Raw genomic sequence first — 19,907 nt, forward strand, 5'->3', positions numbered from 1 at the left:
CGGGCAAGGTCGAACGAAGCAGCCGTGGAACACCCCCCCTATCCACGGCGCACACACGAGAGCCCCCCAGGCGCCGTACCCCGGCGGACGGGGGCTTTCGTGTTTCCGGGCGAGGCGGGGGCCGCGGGCTCAGCGGTCGCTGACCCGCATCTCGAACCAGGTGGTCTTGCCGCGCGGCGCCAGGTCGACGCCCCAGCGGTCGGACAGCTTGTCGACCAGGAACAGGCCACGGCCGCTGGTGTCCAGCTCGTGCACCGGCATCAGACAGGGCAGGCCGCGCGAGGGGTCGCGCACCTCGACCCTGATCCAGCCGCGCCGCCGCAGCATCCGCAGCGCGAAGACCCGGGCACCGGTGTGCCGGACCGCGTTGCCGACCAGTTCGGAGACGAGCAGCACCGCGTGCTCGGCGATCTGCGCGCTCAGTCCCCAGTGCCGTACGACCACCCAGTGGGTGAGCCGCCGGGCGACCGCGGCCGACTGCGGGCGCGACGGCAACCGGGCGTCCTCCTCGGCCGGGTTCCCGTACAACCTCAGTGCTTCCGCGGCCTGTTCGTCCTCCGCGGCCGGTACCCACCGTGCGGCGGTCGCACCGCCACGCTGCCGCGGTTGATCCATACCTTCCAGGCCCGCCATGCCCCCCATCATGGCCGGGCGGAGCCTGGCGCGTGGCCGTTCCGAGGGATTCGACCCCCGAAACGGCCACATTGTCAGACGGACTGTCAGCGAGCCGCCGGTCAGACGAACTTGGCCTTGCCCGGGCCCTCTTCGACGAAGCTGCGCATCCCGCGCTCCCGGTCCTCGGTGGCGAACAGACCCGCGAACCAGGCCCGCTCGATGGTCAGACCGGTGTCGAGGTCGGTCTCCAGGCCCTGGTCGATCGACTCCTTGGCGGCGCGCAGCGCGATCGCCGGGCCCTGGGCGAGCTTCGCGGCCCAGGCGTGGGCCTGCTCGTACACCTCGGCGGCCGGGACGACCCGGTCGACCAGGCCGATCCGCAGCGCCTCCTCGGCCTTCACCATCCGGCCGGTGAAGATGAGGTCCTTGGCCTTCGACGGGCCGACCAGCCGGGGCAGCCGCTGGGTGCCGCCGGCGCCCGGGATCAGCCCGAGCAGGATCTCCGGCTGGCCGAGCTTGGCGTCCTCGGCGGCGATCCGGAAGTCGGCGCACAGCGCCAGCTCGCAGCCGCCGCCGAGCGCGTAGCCGGTGACGGCCGCGACGACCGGCTTGGGGATCCGGGCGATGGCGGTGAACGCGTCCTGCAGGCCGCGGGCCCTGCCGACCATGGCCGCGTGGTCCATGTCCCGCATCTCCTTGATGTCCGCGCCCGCCGCGAACACCTTCTCGCCGCCGTACAGCACCACGGCCCGTACGTCGGCGCGCTCACCCGCCTCGACGGCGAGCTCGCGCAGCCGGTCCTGGATCGCGATGTCGAGGGCGTTCATCGGAGGGCGGTCGAGGCGGATCGTGCCGACGCCTTCGGCGACTTCGAGGTTCACAGTCATGCCCGAAAGGTTAGCCGTCGTTAACGCGCCGGGGCCCGGTGCGGTTGGTCACAACCGCACCGGGCCCCGGGAGGGAGCGGGGTCCGTCAGGCGGTCCACTCCGACCACGACATGTTCCAGCCGTTGAGGCCGTTGTCGGGCTTGATCTGCTTGTCCTTCGAGTTCTTCACGATGACCACGTCGCCGATCAGCGAGTGGTCGTAGAACCAGGCGGCCGGGGTGGAGCTGTCACCGGCGCCCCGGGCGTCGCGCAGACCGACGCAGCCGTGGCTGACGTTGGTCGAGCCGAAGGTCGAGGCGGAGGCCCAGTAGTTGCCGTGCACGAAGGTGCCGGAGGCGGACAGGCGCATGGCGTGCGGCACGTCCTTGATGTCGTACTCACCGCCGAAGCCGACGGTGGCGCCGTTCATCCGGGTCACCTTGAACTTCTCGCTGATGACCATCTGGCCGTTGTACGTGGTCGTCGACGGGGCACCCGCGGTGATCAGCAGGTCCTTCACGATGGAGCCGTTGCGCTCGACCTTCATGGTGTGCGCGGCGGCGTCGACCGTGGAGACCTGGCGGCGGCCGATGGTGAAGGAGTACGTCTTCTTCTGCTTGCCGTACACGCCCGGGCGGCCCTCGACGCCGTCCAGGTTGAGCTGCACGGTCACCTTGGTGCCCGCGGCCCAGTAGTCCTTCGGCCGGAAGTCGAGGCGGTCGTTGCCGAACCAGTGGCCCTTGACCTCGACGGCGGGCTCCGCCGTCACCTTGATGGCGCGCTCGACGGCCTCCGGGTCGGTGATGCCCCGGGTGAAGTTGATGGACACCGGCATGCCGACGCCGACGGTCTGGCCGGCCTCCGGCGTGTAGTGGCCGATGAAGGTGTTCTTCGGGGTCAGCGTCGCGAAGGTGGTGTCCTTGGCGGACTCGCGGCCCTCGGTGTCCTGCGCGATGGCGTGCACCTTGTACTGGGTGCTGGCCGCCAAGTGGCCGACCGGCTCCCAGCTGCTGCCGTCGGCGGCGAGCTTGCCCTCGACCTTGTTGCCCTCGGAGTCGGCGACCGAGACCGTGGTCAGCTTGCCCTGCTGGGCCGTCACCTTCAGGGCGCCGCTGGTGGCGACGGCGTCGGCGCCGTCCTTCGGCAGGACCGTCACGACGGCCTGCGAGGCGGCGATCTCCTGCTTGCCGCCACCGCTGCCGCTGCCCGCGCCGTCGGTGCCGCCCTTGGCGCCGCCGGTGTCACCGCCTCCGCAGGCGGTCAGGACTAGGAGGAGCGCCCCCGTCGCCAGCGCGCCGAGGCGCGCGCCTCGGCCGCGTCGTCCGGTGGTCCGACCGGATATCGGCTGCCCGTTCACTATGGTGTTCTCCCCTCGCGCGGCCCCGGCACACCTGCCGGACCCCACCCCCATGCGCGTGACCCGCGCCTACGGCGTCAATTAATCACACCGTGGGACACGAAAGTTCCTCGTGAATGTCACCGTTCAGTCCCAGTTGACGTGATACAGCGCCGTACGGCGGGCGAAAGCCGCACCTCGGACGGGGTGCGGCTGTGCCGTGGGCGGGTCGGGGAACGGGGCGGGGGCCGGGTCAGGGAGCGGGTCGGGGAGCGGCGGGTCAGCCGAGGGCGGAGCCGGTCTTCCAGCGGCTCCAGGTCATGTTCCAGCCACCGAGACCGTTGTCCGGGGAGACCTGCTTGTCCTGCGAGTTGACCACCTCGATCACGTCGCCGATCAGCGTCCGGTCGAAGAACCAGCCGGCCGGGGTGTCCGCGCCGCCGCCCTTCACGTCCCGCAGACCCACACAGCCGTGGCTGACGTTCGCGGAACCGAAGGTCGACGCGGACGCCCAGTAGTTGCCGTGCAGGAAGGTGCCGGAGTCGGTGAGCCGCATGGCGTGCGGCACGTCCTTGATGTCGTACTCGCCGCCGAAACCGACCGTACGGCCGTCCATCCTGGTCACGTCGTACAGCTCCGTGACCACCATCTTCCCGTTGTACGTGGTGGTCTTCGGCGCCCCGGCCGTGATCGGCAGGGTGTGCAGGAGCTCGCCGCCGCGCCGGATCTCCATGGTGTGCTTCTCGGCGTCCACCAGGGACACCTGGGAGCGGCCCACCGTGAAGCCGACCGTCTTGCGCTGGATGCCGTACACCCCCGGCGCGCCCTCGACGTCGCGGAGCGCAAGGTCGACGGTGACCCGGGTGCCGGGCTGCCAGTACGTGGCCGGGCGGAAGTCCAGCCGGTCCTTGCCGAACCAGTGGCCGACGACCTCGACGGGCGGGTCCGAGGTGATCCTGACGGCCCGTTCGACCTCGGCCCGGTTCTCGATCTCCTGGTTGAAGGAGAGCGACACGATCATCCCGACGCCCACCGTGGAACGGTTCTCCGGCTTGAAGTAGCCGATGAACCGGTGCTCGGGGACGACGGTGGTGAAGGTGGTGTGGCGGGCCGAGCGGCGGCCGTGGCCGTCGAGCGCGACCGCGTCCACGCTGTACTTGGCGGCGAGCGCGAGCCGGGTGCCGTCGGCGGGGCGCCAGCGCAGCCCGTCCGCGGAGATCCCGCCCGCCACCTCGGTCCGCTGCGCGTCCTCCACCTGGACCACGGTGACCCGTTCGAGGCGGCCGCTGTCGACCTTCACCTCCAGGGGCCCCTCGGCCGGCACGCCCCGGGTGCCGTCCTCCGGGCTCACCCGGATCACATCGCCGGGGGCGCGCGCCTTCCCCGGCAGGCTCAGGTCGATGCCCCCGCCGCCGTCCCCGCCGGTGCAGCCCGCGGTGGCACCCAGGGCCACCAGGAGGCCCGCGACCGCGCACGCGTAACCCGCCCGCTTCAGTACATGTCTCACGACCGGCCCAACGACGGCCACCCTCCAGGGGAAACGTGCGTGCGGCGCATGTTGGGAGCACGGCCGTGCGGGCAGAACAGGTGCAGGACCACGTGCGGGCGGTTCCGGCCGGGACGCCGCCCGCTCGCACGGGGAGAGCCGCGGGAGGCCGGACGGTGTCGAGCGCAGCCGAGCAGGAGGCGGTGCCCGGGCATGCCCGGGCGCGGGTGGAGCGGGCGCGGGGCGGGGTGCGGGACCCGGCGCCGGGCCTCGCGGCGACCGGGGTGCCGGCCGGGGCGCCGGGCGGTGCGGACGGCGGGGCGCCGGGCGGCCGGGCGGTGTGGCCGGGCGCGCCGAACCCGCTGGGCGCCCGCTGCCGGGTCGGGCCCGGCGGGGTCGCGGGCACCAACTTCGCGCTCTGGGCGGGCGGCGCCGAGGCCGTCGAGCTGTGCCTGTTCGACGCCGAAGGACACGAGACCCGGCTGCGGCTCGCCGAGCTCACCCACGAGATCTGGCACGGCTTCGTGCCCGGCGTCGGCCCCGGGCAGCGCTACGGCTACCGGGTGCACGGCCGCTGGGACCCGTGGACCGGGGCCCGCTGGAACCCGGCGAAGCTGCTCCTCGACCCGTACGCGCGCGCGGTCGACGGCGACTTCGCGCGCACCGGACTGCCGCCCGAGGTGTACGGGCACGTCCGCGACTGGCCCCAGCAGCATGTCGCCGACACCGTCCGCGACGAGCGGGACTCCGCCCCGTACGTGCCCAAGGGTGTGGTCGTGCGGGACGACGACGACTGGTCCGACGACCGCAGGCCGAAGACGCCGTGGCCGGACTCGGTCATCTACGAACTGCACGTCAAGGGGTTCACGGCCCGCCACCCGGGGGTGCCGGAGCCGCTGCGCGGCACCTACGCCGGGCTCGCCCATCCGGCGGCGGTCGAGCATCTGCGCGGGCTCGGGGTGACGGCGGTGGAACTGCTGCCGGTGCACCAGTTCGCGCACGAGGACCATCTGCTGCGGCGCGGGCTCACCAACTACTGGGGCTACAACTCCATCGGCTACTTCGCGCCGCACGCCGGATACTCGGCGAGCGGCACGGCCGGGCAGCAGGTCGGCGAGTTCAAGCGGATGGTGCGGGCGCTGCACGCGGCGGGCATCGAGGTCATCCTCGACGTGGTCTACAACCACACGGCGGAGGCGGGCGAGCTGGGCCCGACGCTGTCCCTGAAGGGCATCGACAACCGCGGCTACTACCGGCTCCAGTCCGACGCCCGCCGCTACGCCGACTACACCGGCTGCGGCAACACCCTGCACGTGGTGCAGCCGCAGGTGCTGCGGCTCATCACCGACAGCCTGCGCTACTGGGTCACCGAGATGGGCGTGGACGGCTTCCGCTTCGACCTGGCGGCGGCGCTCGCCCGCTCCTTCCACGACGTCGACATGCTGTCGCCGTTCCTCGCGGTGATTGCCCAGGACCCGGTGCTGCGCCGGGTGAAGCTGATCGCCGAACCGTGGGACGTCGGCAACGGCGGCTACCAGGTGGGCGCCTTCCCGCCGCTGTGGACCGAGTGGAACGACCGCTACCGGGACGCCGTGCGGGACTTCTGGCGGGGCGCGCTGCCGGACGTCCGCGACCTCGGCTACCGGCTCTCCGGCTCCAGCGACCTGTACGCCTGGGGCGGGCGCCGCCCGTACGCCTCGGTCAACTTCGTCACCGCGCACGACGGCTTCACCCTGCGGGACCTGGTCAGCTACGAACGCAAGCACAACGAGGCCAACGGCGAGGGCAACCGGGACGGCACCGACGACAACCGGTCCTGGAACTGCGGCGCCGAGGGCGAGACCGACGACCCGGCGGTGACCGGCCTGCGCCGCCGCCAGCTGCGGAACCTGCTGAGCACGCTGCTGCTTTCGACCGGGGTGCCGATGCTGGTCGCGGGCGACGAGATGGGCCGCACCCAGGGCGGCAACAACAACGCCTACTGCCAGGACAACGAGCTGGGCTGGCTGGACTGGAGCCTCACCGACGACCCGGGCAACGCCCAGCTGCTCGCGCTGACCCGGCGGCTCGTCGCGCTGCGCCACGACCATCCGGTGCTGCGCCGCCGGGCGTTCTTCTCCGGCCTCCCGCAGGGCGCGGACGGGCTCCGGGACCTGGCCTGGTTCACGGCGGCGGGCGGCGAGATGACGGAGGCCGACTGGTACGCGCCCGCGGAGAGCCTCGGCCTGTATCTGTCGGGCCGCGACATACCGGGCCGGGACGAGCGCGGCGCGCAGGTCACCGACGACAGCTTCCTCGCGGTGCTGCACACCGGGGCCCGGCCGGTGGAGTTCCGGCTGCCGGGCCCGCCCTGGGCGGAGTCGTACGAGCGGGTCCTGGACACCGCCCTGGAGGACCAGTCCGCTCCCCCGGGCACCCGGCACCCGGGCGGCGCGCCGCTCACGGTGGCGGGCCGGTCGGTGGTGCTGCTGCGGGTACGGGCCTGACGGCGCCGGGCGGCCCGGGAGAGTCAGGTGGGGCGGCCGAGGATGCCGCGGTCGTAGCCGAGGGCGACGGCGGCGGCGCGGTCCTTGGCGCCCAGCTTGGCGAAGACATGGGTCAGATGGGTCTTCACGGTGGCCTCGCTGATGAACAGCTCGGCGGCGATGGCCCGGTTGGAGGTGCCCTTGGCGACGAGTTCCAGGACCTCGCGCTCGCGCGCGGACAGCGACTCGTCGGCCGGGGCGGCCGGGGTGCGGACCCGGCTGACCAGGCGGCCCGCGACGGCCGGGGACAGCACCGTACGGCCCTCGGCGGCGGCCCGTACGGCCGCGAACAGCTCCTCGCGCGGGGTGTCCTTGAGCAGGTAGCCGGTGGCGCCCGCCTCGATCGCGGGCAGCGTGTCGGTGTCCGTGTCGTACGTGGTGAGGACCAGGACCCGGGCCCTGGCGCCCCGCCGGACCAGCTCGGCGATCGCGTCGACCCCGCCCCCACCGGGCATCCGCAGGTCCATCAGGACCACGTCCGGGTCGAGCGCGAGGGCGAGCGCGACGCCCTCGACGCCGTTCGCGGCCTCGCCGAGCACCCGGAAGCCGGGGTCGGTCTCGAACATGCCGCGCAGGCCGTCGCGGACGACCGGGTGGTCGTCGACGAGCAGCAGGGTGATCGCCGGGGTCTCACGCATCGCCGTCATCGCCCGTCGTCGCCCATCGCTGCCGTCGTCGCCCCGCCATCGCCGTTGTCCTCGTCGTTGTCGCCGGTCAACGGTACGCGAGCGCTGATCGCCGTGCCATGGCCGGGTTCGCTCTCCACCGTGAGACGTCCGGCGAGCCGTTCGGCCCTGGCCCGCATCCCGCCGAGCCCGAACCCGCCCGCCCGGGAGGGCGCCGGGACCGCGTCGGCGGTGAAGCCGCGGCCGTCGTCGCGGACGTCCAGGGTGATCTCGTCGCCCATGTAGGAGAGGGTGACCCCGGCCCTGGCGGCGCCGGAGTGGCGTTCGGCGTTGGCCAGCGCCTCCTGGGCGATCCGCAGCAGGGACGCCTCGATCTCGCCGTGCAGCGGGAGTTCGGTGCCGGTGACGGTGAACCGGGCGTCGATCCCGGTGCGTTCGGACCAGGCGGTCACCGTCTTCGCCAACGCCCGTGGCAGCGCGTCGTGTTCGAGCGCGACCGGGCTGAGGTCGCGCACCGAGCGGCGGGCCTCGCCGAGGCTGTGCCGGGCGAGGTCGGCGGCCCGCCGCAGATGGGTCCCGGCCACCTCGGGGTCGGTGGTCACGGTCACCACCTGGAGCTGGGTGATGATCCCGGCGAGCCCCTGCGCGATCGTGTCGTGGATCTCGGCGGCGAGCCGCCGCCGCTCATCGGCGACGCCCGCCTCCCGGGCCTGGACGAGGAGTTGGGCCTGCAGGGCGGCGTTCTCGGCGAGGGCGCGCTCCAGCCGGACGTTGGTCTCGACGAGCGTCCTGGCCTTCTCGGCCTCCTTCTCGCCCAGGTGCGAGAGCCCCACCGCGAGCCCGGCGTTGAGCGCGAACAGACCGCCGAACGCCACCCACTGCATGGTCGAGCGAGGCGGCAGCCCGCCGGACTGCGAACCGGACAGGGTCAGCGCGACGGCCAGCAGCCCGGCCCGGGTGACCACCGGGCGGCGCGGCAGGAGGTGGTGGGCGTCGAAGTAGCCGATGCAGGCGAAGACCGCGAAGAACGGGTTCAGCCAGGTGAGCGCGAAGGCCAGGGCGCTGCGCAGCACGAAGTAGCAGGTGGCGGCGGGGCCCGGGGCGCCGGGCAGCAGGCTGACCGGGGCGCCCGCGTCCCGGGCGGCGAGCGCTTCCGCGGCGGTGACGGCCTGAGCCGCGCCGGCGTCGGCCGTGACCGCCCCGGCCGTGCGGGTGTCCGCGGTGGCCGGCCGGGCGGCGGCGACGGTCTGGTGGCGGGTCCACCAGAGCTGGAGCAGCAGCAGCGCGGCGCCGAGCGCGACCGCGAAGGCCACCCGCCGGGCGGTCATGATCTCGTCGGCGGAGGCCGCGACGAGGGCCGCGCCGACGGCGAAGAGGCCGTAAGGACCCCAGCGGAAGAACTGCCGCCAGCGCTCCTCGACCGTCGTCGTGGCGACGGGCGGGACGGGCGCCGCCGCCTCGGCCGCACCGGCCCCGCCGCCGGTCTCCGGCTCGCTCATCCCCGTACCTCTTCCTCGTGCCTCTTCCTCGTACCTCTTCCTCGCCGCCGTACAACACCGCCGCTCACTCCCAGCGGAACCAGCGGACCGCCGCCCCGGTGAGCAGCACCGCCCAGGCCGCCATCACGCCGAGCGCCGCCCAGCCGGGCCAGCCGCCGCCGGTGGCCGCGTCGAGCGCCTGGGAGGCGGCGCCGAGCGGGGAGAAGTCGACGATCCGGCGCAGCGTATCCGGCATGGCCTGGACCGGCAGCCAGACCCCCGCGGTGAACATGCTCGGGAAGAACACCGCCGAGCCGACGGCGGTGGCGATCTTCTGGGTGCGGGAGACCGCGCAGACGGCGGCGCCGAGCGCGAGGGCGCCCGCGACGGCGAGCAGCAGGGCGAGCAGATAGCCGGCCGGGTTGCCGGGCAGCGGGACGTCGAGGGCGACCCTGCCGACGGTGATCACGAGCAGCGCGGAGACCAGCGCGGCGCCGCCGTGCAGCACCAGTTGGGCGCCGAGCAGCGCGCCGGGGCGGACCGGGGTGGTGGACATCCGGCGCAGGATGCCGCGCTCGCGGTACCCGGCCAGGACCGGCGGCATGGCCTGAAGACCGGCCATGATCAGCGCGAACAGCACGGAGATGGCGACGTACAGGTCGATCACCCGCCGTCCGCCGAGGTCGGCGGAGGGTGCCCGGAAGGAGGGGATGCAGCCGAGGACCACCAGGAGCACGGTCGGCGAGGCCATCACCCAGAACAGGGCGCCGGGTTCGCGCAGGAACAGCCGGACCTCGGTGCGCAGCAGGGCGCGGGCGGCACCGGACGCGGAAGCGGTCGGGGCGGGAGCGGCGGGGGAAGTGGGGGAAGTGGGGGAAGTGGGGGCGGTGGTGGTCACTGGTCGGCTCCGGTCAGGTCGAGGTAGGCGTCGTCGAGGGTGGCGTCGGTGACGCGCAGGCCGCGGGCGGTCACCGCGCGGCGGGCGAGGAGCTGGACGAAGGCGTCGACGGTGGCGTCGTTGCCGGTGAGCACGGTCCGGCCGTCGCGGGTCTCGACCCCGGCCGCGCCGGGCAGCGCGAGCAGCTCGGCCGCCGCGAGCGGGGTGGCCGCGTCGAAGGAGACGGTGCTGCCGTGGGCGGCCCGGCCGATCAGCCCGGCCGGGGTGTCGAGCGCGGTGACCCGGCCCCGGTCGATGACGGCGACCCGGTCGCAGAGCCGCTGCGCCTCCTCCATGAAGTGGGTGACCAGGAGCACGGTCACGCCGCTGTCCCGGACGGACTCCACCAGGGCCCAGGTGTCCCGGCGGCCGCGCGGGTCGAGCCCGGTGGTGAGCTCGTCGAGGATCACCGCGCGCGGGTTGCCGATCAGGGCGAGCGCGATGAACAGGCGCTGCTGCTGGCCGCCGGACAGCTTGGCGTAGCGGGTGCCCAACTGGGCGTCGAGGCCGAGTCGTTCGGCGAGCCCGCGCCAGTCGGCCGGGCGCTCGTGGAAGGAGGCGTACAGCTCAAGGGCCTCGCGGACGGTGAGTTTGGCCTGGAGCTCGCTCTGCTGGAGCTGGACGCCGAGCAGCCGGGTGACGTCGGTGTGCCGGGCGACCGGGTCGAGCCCGGCGACCCGGACGGTGCCGGAGTCGGGGACGCGCAGTCCCGCGACGCACTCGACGGTGGTGGTCTTCCCGGCGCCGTTGGGGCCGAGGACGCCGAAGATCTCGCCCTCCTCCACCGTGAAGGAGACGCCGTCGACGGCGGTGCGTCCGCCGTAGCTCTTGTGCAGGTCGTGAACCTCGATCATGGGCATGGGTCAAGGTTCGGCCGGGGCGGGGCGCGGCGGTATCGGCCATCGCGCTCGAACCGGGATCAGCCGATCGGTTGACGGGCGGTACGACCCCGCGGTCCGGCCCCGGAGTACGACCCCGCCGGGCGGGGCGGGTGCTCGGACCTGCGCCCGGACCGGCGTTCGAGTCCGGTGGCCGGGGCCGGTGGCCGGAAAAGCAGGTGAGCGCGGACAGGCCCGAACCCTAGTCTCGGACCTGATGCCTGAAAACGATTCCGCCCCCGCCGAAGCCCCGCCCGCCGGCCCGGCCACCGACCCCGTACCGATATCCGGGCCCGGGCCGATACCCGGGCCGGTGAGCGCGCCCGCGCCCGCTCCCCCGCACTCCGCCGTGCGTTCACTGCTGCGCCTGTGGCCGTACGTCCGGCCGGTGCGCGCCCGGCTCTTCACGGCGGCGGCCGTCGCCGTCGTCGCCTCCTGCCTCTCGCTCGTCATCCCGCTCGTCCTGAAGTGGCTGGTCGACGGCCCGGTCACGGACCGGGACATGACCGGGGTGTGGCTCGGCGCGCTGTGGCTGCTGCTGCTCGGCATCGCCGAGGCGGTGCTGTTCGGCATCCGCCGCTGGCTGGTGGCCCGGCCGCTGGCCGGGGTGGAGGCCCGGATGCGGGCAGAGCTCTACGCCCGGCTGCAACGGCTGCCGATCGCCTTCCACGACCGCTGGGCCTCCGGGCAGCTGCTCTCGCGCGGCACGACGGATCTGATGCTGGTCCGCATGTTCCTGGCCTTCCCATTGACCTTCCTGCTGGTCAACGGGGTGACGATCGTGGTCGGTTACGCGGTGCTGCTCGCCCAGGACTGGGCGCTCGGCCTTGTGCTGCTTGTGCCCGTGGTGCCGATGGTGGTGCTGTGCTGGTCCTTCGAGCGGTCGTACGCGGTGGTGGCGCGGCGGGCCCAGGACCAGGTGGGCGATCTGACCACGGTGGTCGAGGAGAGCGTGCTCGGCATCCGGATCATCAAGGGCTTCGGCCGCCACCGCAGCCAGGCGGCGGCCTTCAAGAAGCTCGCCGGGCAGCTGCGGACCACGGAGCTGGGCAAGGCCCGGCTGCTCGCCCGGATCTGGGCGCTGATCACCTTCCTGCCGGAGCTCGCGGTGGGCGCGGCGCTGGTGATCGGCACCCTGCGGGTGGCCGACGGGCAGCTGTCGGCGGGCACCCTGGTGGCGTTCCTGTCGACGGCGCTCGCGCTGCGCTGGCCGGTGGAGTCGATCGGCTTCCTGCTGGCGATGAGCCAGGAGGCGGCGACGGCGACGCAGCGGTACTTCGAGGTGATGGACGCGGCCGAGGAGACCGAGGCCGGGAACGAGAACAAGACCCCTGGGGTGGTCCTTCCGGCGCGGCCGGGGGCCCCGGAAGCCCCCGGGGCCGCGGACGGCATCCGGTTCGAGCACCTGACCTTCCGCTTCCCGGACGCGCCGGACGGCGCGCCGCCCGTGCTCGACGGGATCGATCTGCACGTCCGGCCGGGCGAGACGATGGCCCTGGTCGGTGCGACCGGTTCCGGCAAGACCACGCTGACCGCGCTCGTACCCCGGCTGCACGAGGCGACCGGCGGGCGGATCCTGCTCGACGGCGAGGACGTCACGCGGATGCCCCGGGAGCGGCTGCGGACCCTGGTGTCGATGGCGTTCGAGGAGCCGACGCTGTTCTCCGCGAGCGTCGCCGAGAACGTCCTGATGGGGGTGGCAGGGGCGGCCGACGGGGCGGCGGCCGGTGGGCCGGACTCCGGGGAGCTGCGGCGGGCGCTCGGCGTCGCCCAGGCCGACGGCTTCGTGGACCGGCTGCCGGACGGCGCGGCGACCGAGGTCGGCGAGCAGGGCCTCAGTCTCTCCGGCGGTCAGCGCCAGCGCCTCGCGCTGGCCCGCGCGGTGGCCGGCCGGCCGCGCTTCCTGATCCTCGACGACCCGCTGTCCGCGCTCGACGTGCACACCGAGGCCCGGGTGGAGGCGGCGCTGCGCGAGGTGCTTCGCGGCACCACCGCCCTGGTGGTGGCGCACCGGCCGTCCACGGTGCTGCTCGCGGACCGGGTCGCGCTGCTCTCCGGCGGCCGGATCACGGCGGTCGGGACCCATCACGAACTGCTGCGCGACAGCGCCGAGTACGCCTGGCTGATGTCCGGCGAGCGGGAGGAGACCCGATGACGGAGCAGCCGGACGCGAAGGCGGACACGAGGCCGGGCACAGGTCCGGCTACGGTCCCGGGCCCGGTCCCGGTCCCGGGCCCGGCGCCGGGTGCGGAAGCGACCCCGGGTGCGGAAGCGGCACCCGCACCCGCACCCGCGCCCGGCACCAAGGCACCCGCCGTCGACCCCTTCGACCAGGACGACCTGCCCACCGCCCCCGGCGCCACCGGGCGGCTGCTGCGCTCGCTGCTCGGCGCGCACCGGGCGCGGGTGACGGTCGCCGCCCTTGTCCTGCTGCTCCAGCAGGCCGCGCTGCAGGCCGGGCCGCTGCTGGTGGCGTACGCGATCGACCGGGGCGTGCCCGCGCTGCGGGCCGGGGACCACGGGCCGCTGCTCGCGGTGGCGCTCGGGTATCTGGGCTGCGCGGCGGGCGGCGGGCTGCTGCAGTACGCGTTCGTCCGGGTCGCGGCGGTGATCAGCCAGGACGTGCTGCTCGACCTGCGCGGGCGGATCTTCCGGCACGCGCAGCTGCTCAGCGTGGACTTCCACGAGCGCTACACCTCCGGGCGGCTGATCTCGCGCTCCACCAGCGACGTCGAGTCGTTGCGCGAGCTGCTGGCCGAGGGCTTGCAGGAACTCATCGGCGTGGCCCTGTCCTTCGTGTCGATCTCGGTGATGCTGCTCTGGCTCGACCTCGGCATCGGCGCGGTGGCGGTCGCCTCCTTCGGGCCGCTGTACGTGCTCGTGCGCGGCTACCGGCGGCGCTCGGCCCGGGTGTTCGGGGAGCGGTCGTCGGCGATCGCGGCGGTGATCGTGAAGTTCGCGGAGACGCTGAACGGCATCCGGCCGGTACGGGCGTTCCGCCGGGAGCGGGCCAACGACGCCGAACTCGCGAGGCTCAACGCGCGGCACGCCCGCAGCAACGGGGACGCGCTCCTGGAGATGGCCCGCTATGTGGTGGGCTCGCGGCTTGTCGCGAACACGGCGGTGGCCGGAATGTGTCTGTGGGGCGCGTGGCGGGTCGCCGACCGGACCCTGGAGCTCGGGGTGCTCGCGGCGGCGGTGCTCTATGTGCGGCGGCTCTACGACCCGATCGACCGGCTGGCGATGTTCCTCAACTCGTACGAGTCGGCGGCCGCTTCGCTCGCCAAGATCGCCGGGCTGCTCGCGCAGGAGCCGAGCGTGCCGGAGGCGACGGCGCCGCGTGCGCTGCCGGAGCGGCGGGGCGGTGCGCCGGGCCGCGAGGTCGTGTTCGACGGGGTGCGCTTCGCGTACCGGACCGGCGGCGAGGTGCTGCCGACCCTGGACCTGACCGTCCCGGCCGGGCAGACGGTGGCGGTGGTCGGGGCGACCGGCGCGGGCAAGTCGACGCTGGCGAAGCTGCTCGCCCGGTTCTACGACCCGACCCAGGGGCGGGTGCTGCTCGACGGGGTCGATCTGCGCGAGCTGGCGATGCCCGAGCTGCGGCGCGGGGTGGTGATGGTGACGCAGGAGGCGTTCCTGTTCTCCGGGACGGTCGCGGAGAACATCGCGATCGGCCGGCCCGAGGCGAGCCGCGCGGACATCGAGCAGGCGGCGAAGGCGATCGGCGCGCACGACTTCATCACCGGCCTGCCGGACGGCTACGACACCGACGTCCGCAAGCGCGGCGGCCGCATCTCGGCGGGCCAGCGCCAACTGGTGGCCTTCGCGCGGGCGTTGCTGGCCGATCCGGCGGTGCTGATCCTGGACGAGGCGACGAGTTCGCTGGACGTGCCGGGCGAGCGGGCGGTCCAGCGGGCCATGGACACGGTCCTCGCGGGCCGTACGGCGATCGTGATCGCCCACCGGCTGTCCACGGTGGAGGTCGCCGACCGGGTCCTGGTGATGGAGGCGGGCCGGGTCGTGGAGGACGGCTCCCCGGCCGAACTGGTGGGCGGCGAGGGCCGTTACGCGGGTCTGCACCGGGCCTGGCGGGACAGCCTGGTCGGCTGACCCGCCGGGACCCGCGCGCCCGGACCCGTACCGCCCGGACCGCCCGGACCCGCGCGCCTGAACCCGCATGCCCGGACCCGCGCGCCTGAACCCGCATGCCCGGACCCGCGCGCCTGAACCCGCATGCCCGGACCCGCATGCCAGGTCCCCGTACACGACGGCCCGCCGCCGGTACCTCGGCCACCCCCGTGGGGCGAGGTACCGGCGGCGGGCCGCCACCGTTCCCGGCACGCGCCGGACGCGGCCTCAGGCACGCCTGCGGAGCAGGCCGTACGAGAGGGCCGAGGCGAGCAGCATCAGCAGGGCCGAGCCGGCCGCCGCCGCGCCCAGGGAGTCGACGAAGGCGCTCTTCGCGGCCTCAAGCACCGGGGCGGGGGCGGTGAGGGCGCCGGTCAGGGTCTCGCGGGCGGCGGCCGGGGCGGTGGCGGGCATCGCGGCGGTGTAGACGGCGGTGCCGAGCGAGCCGAGCAGGGCCATGCCGAGGGCGCCGCCGAGTTCCTGGCCGGATTCGAGGACGGCCGCCGCGGCGCCCGCGCGGTCGGCGGGGGCGGCGCCGAGGGCGAGTTCGTTGCCGAGGGTCATCGCGGAGACCAGACCGGCCGCGTAGCAGGCGCAGCCGGTGAGCACGACCCACAGCGGGGTGGTGAGCTCGGTCGTGGCCAGCCAGCCGAACCCGGCGGCGGAGACGAGGAAGCCGCCCGCCATGACGTACGCCCGCGGCAGCTTCTGGGCGAGCGCGGCGGCGGTCGGGGCGGCGGCCATCACGCCGACGGCCGGGACCAGGCTCCACAGCGCGGCCTCGAACGCGCTCTGGCCGAGGACGGACTGGAGGTACTGGGTGAGGAAGACGGCGAAGCCGACGGTCGCGGCCATGGCGAGCAGGTTGACCAGGACGGAGCCGCCGTAGGCGGGGCGGCGCAGCAGGCCGAGGTCGACCATGGGGTGGGCGAGCCGGGTCTGGCGGCGCAGGAAGAGGGCGCCGACGACGAGCCCGGCGGCGACGGCGAGCGCGGGTCCGGCGGCGAAGCCGTTCTTGGCGAACTCCTTGACGCCGTAGACGGTGGGCAGCACGGCGCCGAGCGAGAGCACCGCGCTGAGCAGGTCGAAGCGGCCGTGGCGGCGGCCGGTGCCGGGGGCGGCGGGCAGCAGGGCGGGGCCGACGATCAGCAGCAGGGCCATCGCGGGCAGGTTGACCAGGAACACCGAGCCCCACCAGAAGTGGTCGAGCAGGGCGCCGCTGAGCACCGGGCCGAGCGAGATGCCGCTGGCCATGACGGTGGTCCACAGGGTGACGGCCTTGGCCCGCTGGGCCGCGTCGCGGAACATGGTGCGGATCATGGCGAGGGTGGACGGCATCAGGCAGGCGCCGCCGACGCCGAGCAGCGCGCGGGCCGCGATCAGGGTGCCGGGGCTGGTCGCGAGGGCGGCGGCGACGGACGCGGCGCCGAACAGGGCGGCGCCGCCGAGCAGCAGTCTGCGGCGGCCGATCCGGTCGCCGAGGGCGCCCATGGTGATGAGGAGTCCGGCGAGCACGAAGCCGTACATGTCGAGGATCCACAGCTGGGCGGTGGCGCCGGGGCGGAGTTCGGCGGCGATGGCGGGGAGGGCGAAGTAGAGGACGGAGACGTCCATGGAGACGAGGAGCAGCGGGAGCATCAGGACGGCGAGGGCGGTCCACTCGCGGCGTCCGGCGCGCTCGGGGGCGGTGGGGTGCGACGGGCCGGGGAGCGGGCCCCGCGGGTTCTCGGTGAGGGTCATGACGGGAGCGAAGCAGCGGCGCGGGAACACCGGCCACCCTCGCCCTAGTGCACCGGCCCGCTGTCCGGTGAACTGCCTGTTCAGCGGGGTGTACGGGGCGCTCGGCGTACTAGTACAGTCCCGGCCATGACCCTGCGCCCGCCCTACCTCGTCATCGCCGCCGAGATCGAGCGGCGGATCCGGGCCGGGGAGTTGTCCCCGGGCGACCGGGTGCCGTCGACGCGGGCGATCACCCGGGAGTGGGGGGTGGCGATGGCGACGGCGACCAAGGCGCTCGCCGCGCTGCGCCAGGAGGGTCTGGTGCGGCCGGAGCCGGGGGTCGGCACGGTGGTCGCGGCGCGGGCCGCCGGGTCGGCGGCCGAGCGGGCGGCGGACCGGGCGTCGACGGGGCTGACCCGGGAGCGGATCGTCCGGGCGGCCCTGGAGATCGCGGACGCGGAGGGGCTCGGGGCGCTCACGATGCGGCGGCTGGGGACGGCGCTCGCGGTGTCGACGACGGCGCTGTACCGGCATGTGCCGGGCAAGGGCGAGCTGGTGCGGCTGATGACGGACGCGGTGTGCGCGGAGATCCCGCTGGGGCCTGTCCCGTCCGAATGGCGGACGGGTCTTGAGCGGTCGGCGCGGTGGCTGCGCGGGGTGTACGCGCGGCACCGCTGGATGCCCCAGGCGATGGCGTCACTGACCCGTCCGGTGGCCTCGGCGCACGCGATGGCGTACACGGAGTGGACGCTGACGGCGTTGCGCGGGACGCCGTTGACGGGTGAGCAGCGGATGTACGCGCATCTGTCGATCTTCGCGTGCGTGCAGGGAATCGCGCTGGCAGACGACGTGGAGGAGCAGGCGCGGCAGGACACCGGGATGTCCGGGGACGAGTGGATGGAACGGAACGAGCCACGCTACGAGGCGGCGCAGGCGACCGGTTCCTACCCCCGGCTGTTCGCTCTGACGGAGACCGAGGGGTTCGAAGTGGATCTCGACGCGCTCTTCGAATTCGCACTGGGGCGGACCCTCGACGGGGTCGCCAGGCTCATCGGCGAAACGTCCGCTTAACGAACAGCGACCATCGGGCAACGGACGATTTCCGGCCAACTTGTTGACGCGCTCCTGACAGACATCGTCCACACCTGCCACTGTCTCCCCCGGCTCTTCGCAACAACGTTCAGGGATTCACCCGTTCGTGCTCCACAGCTCTGTTTGCCCTGCCCGGGCGGCGCCACCCGGCCGCCCGGTACCCCCCTCGCAAAAGGAGTCTGCGTGAGATCCACGCCCAGCCGTCGCGCCACCGCGACCGGCGCTCTCATAGCCGCTGCCGCCATGATCGCCGTCGGCGTCCAGACCGGTTCCGCCAGCGCGGGCCAGTTCGCCGACGCCCCCAAGGCGCAGGCGGCCGGCCAGGCCAACCCCGGCAAGCTGCCCGCCGACCTGTCCCCGGCCCAGCGCGCCGCGCTGATCAAGGCCGCCCAGGCGGACACCCCCGCCGCCGCGAAGCGGCTCGGCCTCGGTGCCCAGGAGAAGCTGGTCGTCCGCGACGTCATCCAGGACCGGGACGGCTCGACCCACACCCGCTACGAGCGCACCTTCGCGGGCCTGCCGGTCCTCGGCGGCGACCTCATCGTCGAGCAGAGCAAGGCCGGTGTCACCGGCGACGTCACCAAGGCCACCCGCGCCGACATCACCAAGGTCGACGTGGCCGCCGCGACGGTGGCCCCGGCCGCCGCCGAGAAGCAGGCGGTCGGCCGCGCCAACGCCGAGGGCTCCAAGTCCGCCAAGGCGAACCGCGCCCCGCGCAAGGTCGTCTGGGCCGCGAACGGCACCCCCGTCCTCGCGTACGAGACCGTCGTCGGCGGCCTCCAGCACGACGGCACCCCGAACGAGCTGCACGTCATCACGGACGCCAAGTCCGGTGCCAAGCTCTTCGAGTGGCAGGCCATCGAGACCGGCGTCGGCAACACGATGTACAGCGGCCAGGTGACCCTCGGCACCGCGCCCTCGTACTCGCTGACCGACACCACGCGCGGCAACCACAAGACGTACGACCTGAACGGCGGCACCGGCTCCGGCACGGGCACGCTGTTCACCAGCACCACCGACACCTGGGGCAACGGCCTGCCGTCCAACCGGCAGACGGCCGGCGCCGACGCCCACTACGGCGCCGCGCTCACCTGGGACTACTACAAGAACGTGCACGGCCGTTCGGGCATCCGCGGCGACGGCGTCGGCGCGTACTCCCGGGTGCACTACGGCAACGCGTACGTCAACGCCTTCTGGTCCGACTCGTGCTTCTGCATGACGTACGGCGACGGCCAGGGCAACACCAAGCCGCTCACGTCCATCGACGTGGCCGCGCACGAGATGACGCACGGCGTCACCTCCGTCACCGCCAAGCTGGTCTACTCGGGCGAGTCCGGCGGCCTCAACGAGGCCACCTCGGACATCTTCGCGGCGGCCGTCGAGTTCTACGCCAACAACGCCAACGACCAGGGTGACTACCTGGTCGGCGAGAAGATCAACATCAACGGCAACGGCACCCCGCTGCGGTACATGGACAAGCCGAGCAAGGACGGCGCGTCCAAGGACGCCTGGTACTCCGGCCTCGGTGGCATCGACGTCCACTACTCCTCGGGCCCGGCGAACCACTTCTACTACCTGCTCTCCGAGGGCAGCGGCGCCAAGACCATCAACGGCGTCAACTACGACTCGCCGACCTCGGACGGCCTGCCCGTCACCGGCATCGGCCGTGACAAGGCGTCGCTGATCTGGTTCAAGGCGCTGACCACCAAGTTCAGCTCCAACACCAACTACGCGAGCGCCCGCACCGGCACCGTCGCGGCGGCCACCGACCTCTACGGCGCGGGCAGCGCCGAGGTCACGGCCGTCGAGAACGCCTGGGCCGCGATCAACGTCGGCTCCCGCCCCGGCGGCCCCGGCGGCGGCACCGTCTTCACCAACGACGCCGACGTGTCCATCCCGGACAACGGCGCCGCGGTGACCTCGTCGGTGACGGTCTCGGGTGTCACGGGCAACGCGCCCGCCACCCTCAAGGTCGGCGTGGACATCGTCCACACCTACATCGGTGACCTGATCGTCGACCTCGTCGCCCCCGACGGCTCGGTCTACAACCTGCACAACCGTGCCGGTGGCAGCGCCGACAACATCAACCAGACCTACACCGTGAACGCCTCCTCCGAGGTCGCCAACGGCGTCTGGAAGCTGCGGGTGCAGGACAAGGCCGCGATCGACACCGGCTACATCAACAGCTTCAAGCTGACCTTCCCGTAACCGACGGGCCGG

14 protein-coding genes are annotated in these 19,907 nt (G+C 73.6%); 5 read left to right on the forward strand and 9 right to left on the reverse strand.

Annotated elements, in window-relative coordinates:
• Positions 1 to 129: 129 nt before the first annotated feature.
• The 4 genes from ACIPXM_RS24300 to ACIPXM_RS24315 all read right to left on the reverse strand — a co-directional run bounded on the left by ACIPXM_RS24300 (position 130) and on the right by ACIPXM_RS24315 (position 4,325).
• Positions 130 to 645, reverse strand: a complete 516-nt coding sequence (locus ACIPXM_RS24300) for an ATP-binding protein (RefSeq protein ID WP_401658870.1) — start codon at positions 643 to 645, stop codon at positions 130 to 132.
• 89 nt (positions 646 to 734) lie between these two features.
• Positions 735 to 1,502, reverse strand: coding sequence for an enoyl-CoA hydratase/isomerase family protein (locus tag ACIPXM_RS24305; protein ID WP_401658873.1), 768 nt, complete (start codon positions 1,500 to 1,502; stop codon positions 735 to 737).
• Between the two features lie 86 nt (positions 1,503 to 1,588).
• Positions 1,589 to 2,839: an Ig-like domain-containing protein gene (locus ACIPXM_RS24310; RefSeq protein WP_401658875.1), complete on the reverse strand. Its 1,251-nt coding sequence runs from the start codon at positions 2,837 to 2,839 to the stop codon at positions 1,589 to 1,591.
• A gap of 259 nt (positions 2,840 to 3,098) precedes the next feature.
• On the reverse strand, positions 3,099 to 4,325 hold the full coding sequence (locus ACIPXM_RS24315; protein ID WP_401658877.1) for an Ig-like domain-containing protein: 1,227 nt from the start codon (positions 4,323 to 4,325) through the stop codon (positions 3,099 to 3,101).
• Between the two features lie 155 nt (positions 4,326 to 4,480).
• Here ACIPXM_RS24315 and glgX point away from each other — a divergent pair, with 155 nt between their 5' ends.
• Positions 4,481 to 6,790, forward strand: coding sequence for a glycogen debranching protein GlgX (glgX, locus tag ACIPXM_RS24320; RefSeq protein ID WP_401658879.1), 2,310 nt, complete (start codon positions 4,481 to 4,483; stop codon positions 6,788 to 6,790).
• A gap of 23 nt (positions 6,791 to 6,813) precedes the next feature.
• Here the strand turns inward: glgX and ACIPXM_RS24325 are convergent, their stop codons facing one another.
• The 4 genes from ACIPXM_RS24325 to ACIPXM_RS24340 form a co-directional block, all read right to left on the reverse strand.
• A complete protein-coding gene (locus ACIPXM_RS24325; protein ID WP_401658882.1) occupies positions 6,814 to 7,467 on the reverse strand; it encodes a response regulator in 654 nt (217 codons plus the stop codon).
• A 5-nt stretch (positions 7,468 to 7,472) separates the two neighbouring features.
• Positions 7,473 to 8,954 (reverse strand): sensor histidine kinase, encoded by a 1,482-nt coding sequence (locus tag ACIPXM_RS24330; protein WP_401658886.1) that lies wholly within the window; start codon positions 8,952 to 8,954, stop codon positions 7,473 to 7,475.
• 64 nt (positions 8,955 to 9,018) lie between these two features.
• Entirely contained in the window at positions 9,019 to 9,831 is an 813-nt protein-coding gene (locus ACIPXM_RS24335) for an ABC transporter permease (RefSeq protein ID WP_401658889.1), read from the reverse strand.
• Positions 9,828 to 10,730 (reverse strand): ABC transporter ATP-binding protein, encoded by a 903-nt coding sequence (locus ACIPXM_RS24340; RefSeq protein WP_401658892.1) that lies wholly within the window; start codon positions 10,728 to 10,730, stop codon positions 9,828 to 9,830. The genes ACIPXM_RS24335 and ACIPXM_RS24340 overlap by 4 nt, the downstream gene beginning before the upstream one ends.
• A 235-nt stretch (positions 10,731 to 10,965) precedes the next feature.
• Between ACIPXM_RS24340 and ACIPXM_RS24345 the strand changes: the two genes are divergently transcribed.
• Positions 10,966 to 12,903, forward strand: coding sequence for an ABC transporter ATP-binding protein (locus tag ACIPXM_RS24345; RefSeq protein ID WP_401658894.1), 1,938 nt, complete (start codon positions 10,966 to 10,968; stop codon positions 12,901 to 12,903).
• Entirely contained in the window at positions 12,900 to 14,858 is a 1,959-nt protein-coding gene (locus ACIPXM_RS24350; RefSeq protein WP_401658896.1) for an ABC transporter ATP-binding protein, read from the forward strand. The genes ACIPXM_RS24345 and ACIPXM_RS24350 overlap by 4 nt, the downstream gene beginning before the upstream one ends.
• A gap of 246 nt (positions 14,859 to 15,104) precedes the next feature.
• Here the strand turns inward: ACIPXM_RS24350 and ACIPXM_RS24355 are convergent, their stop codons facing one another.
• Positions 15,105 to 16,616 (reverse strand): MFS transporter, encoded by a 1,512-nt coding sequence (locus tag ACIPXM_RS24355; protein WP_401658899.1) that lies wholly within the window; start codon positions 16,614 to 16,616, stop codon positions 15,105 to 15,107.
• 126 nt (positions 16,617 to 16,742) lie between these two features.
• On the opposite strand from ACIPXM_RS24355, the gene ACIPXM_RS24360 reads away from it, so the two are divergent.
• Positions 16,743 to 17,666 carry a TetR/AcrR family transcriptional regulator C-terminal domain-containing protein gene (locus ACIPXM_RS24360; protein WP_401658902.1) on the forward strand — a complete coding sequence of 308 codons (924 nt, stop codon included), beginning with the start codon at positions 16,743 to 16,745 and terminating at the stop codon, positions 17,664 to 17,666.
• Positions 17,667 to 17,870: 204 nt separating this feature from the next.
• On the forward strand, positions 17,871 to 19,895 hold the full coding sequence (locus ACIPXM_RS24365; RefSeq protein ID WP_401658905.1) for a M4 family metallopeptidase: 2,025 nt from the start codon (positions 17,871 to 17,873) through the stop codon (positions 19,893 to 19,895).
• Positions 19,896 to 19,907: the final 12 nt, after the last annotated feature.

Source organism: Streptomyces sp. NPDC090025, from assembly GCF_044748125.1.
Taxonomy (GTDB): domain Bacteria; phylum Actinomycetota; class Actinomycetes; order Streptomycetales; family Streptomycetaceae; genus Streptomyces.

Bases quoted from the DNA above. Each gene is read 5' to 3' on its own strand.
- ACIPXM_RS24300 (WP_401658870.1), bottom strand. From the start codon at position 645: ATGATGGGGGGCATGGCGGGCCTGGAAGGTATGGATCAACCGCGGCAG.
- ACIPXM_RS24305 (WP_401658873.1), bottom strand. From the start codon at position 1,502: ATGACTGTGAACCTCGAAGTCGCCGAAGGCGTCGGCACGATCCGCCTC.
- ACIPXM_RS24325 (WP_401658882.1), bottom strand. From the start codon at position 7,467: ATGCGTGAGACCCCGGCGATCACCCTGCTGCTCGTCGACGACCACCCG.
- ACIPXM_RS24330 (WP_401658886.1), bottom strand. From the start codon at position 8,954: ATGAGCGAGCCGGAGACCGGCGGCGGGGCCGGTGCGGCCGAGGCGGCG.
- ACIPXM_RS24340 (WP_401658892.1), bottom strand. From the start codon at position 10,730: ATGCCCATGATCGAGGTTCACGACCTGCACAAGAGCTACGGCGGACGC.
- ACIPXM_RS24345 (WP_401658894.1), top strand. From the start codon at position 10,966: ATGCCTGAAAACGATTCCGCCCCCGCCGAAGCCCCGCCCGCCGGCCCG.
- ACIPXM_RS24350 (WP_401658896.1), top strand. From the start codon at position 12,900: ATGACGGAGCAGCCGGACGCGAAGGCGGACACGAGGCCGGGCACAGGT.
- ACIPXM_RS24355 (WP_401658899.1), bottom strand. From the start codon at position 16,616: ATGACCCTCACCGAGAACCCGCGGGGCCCGCTCCCCGGCCCGTCGCAC.
- ACIPXM_RS24360 (WP_401658902.1), top strand. From the start codon at position 16,743: ATGACCCTGCGCCCGCCCTACCTCGTCATCGCCGCCGAGATCGAGCGG.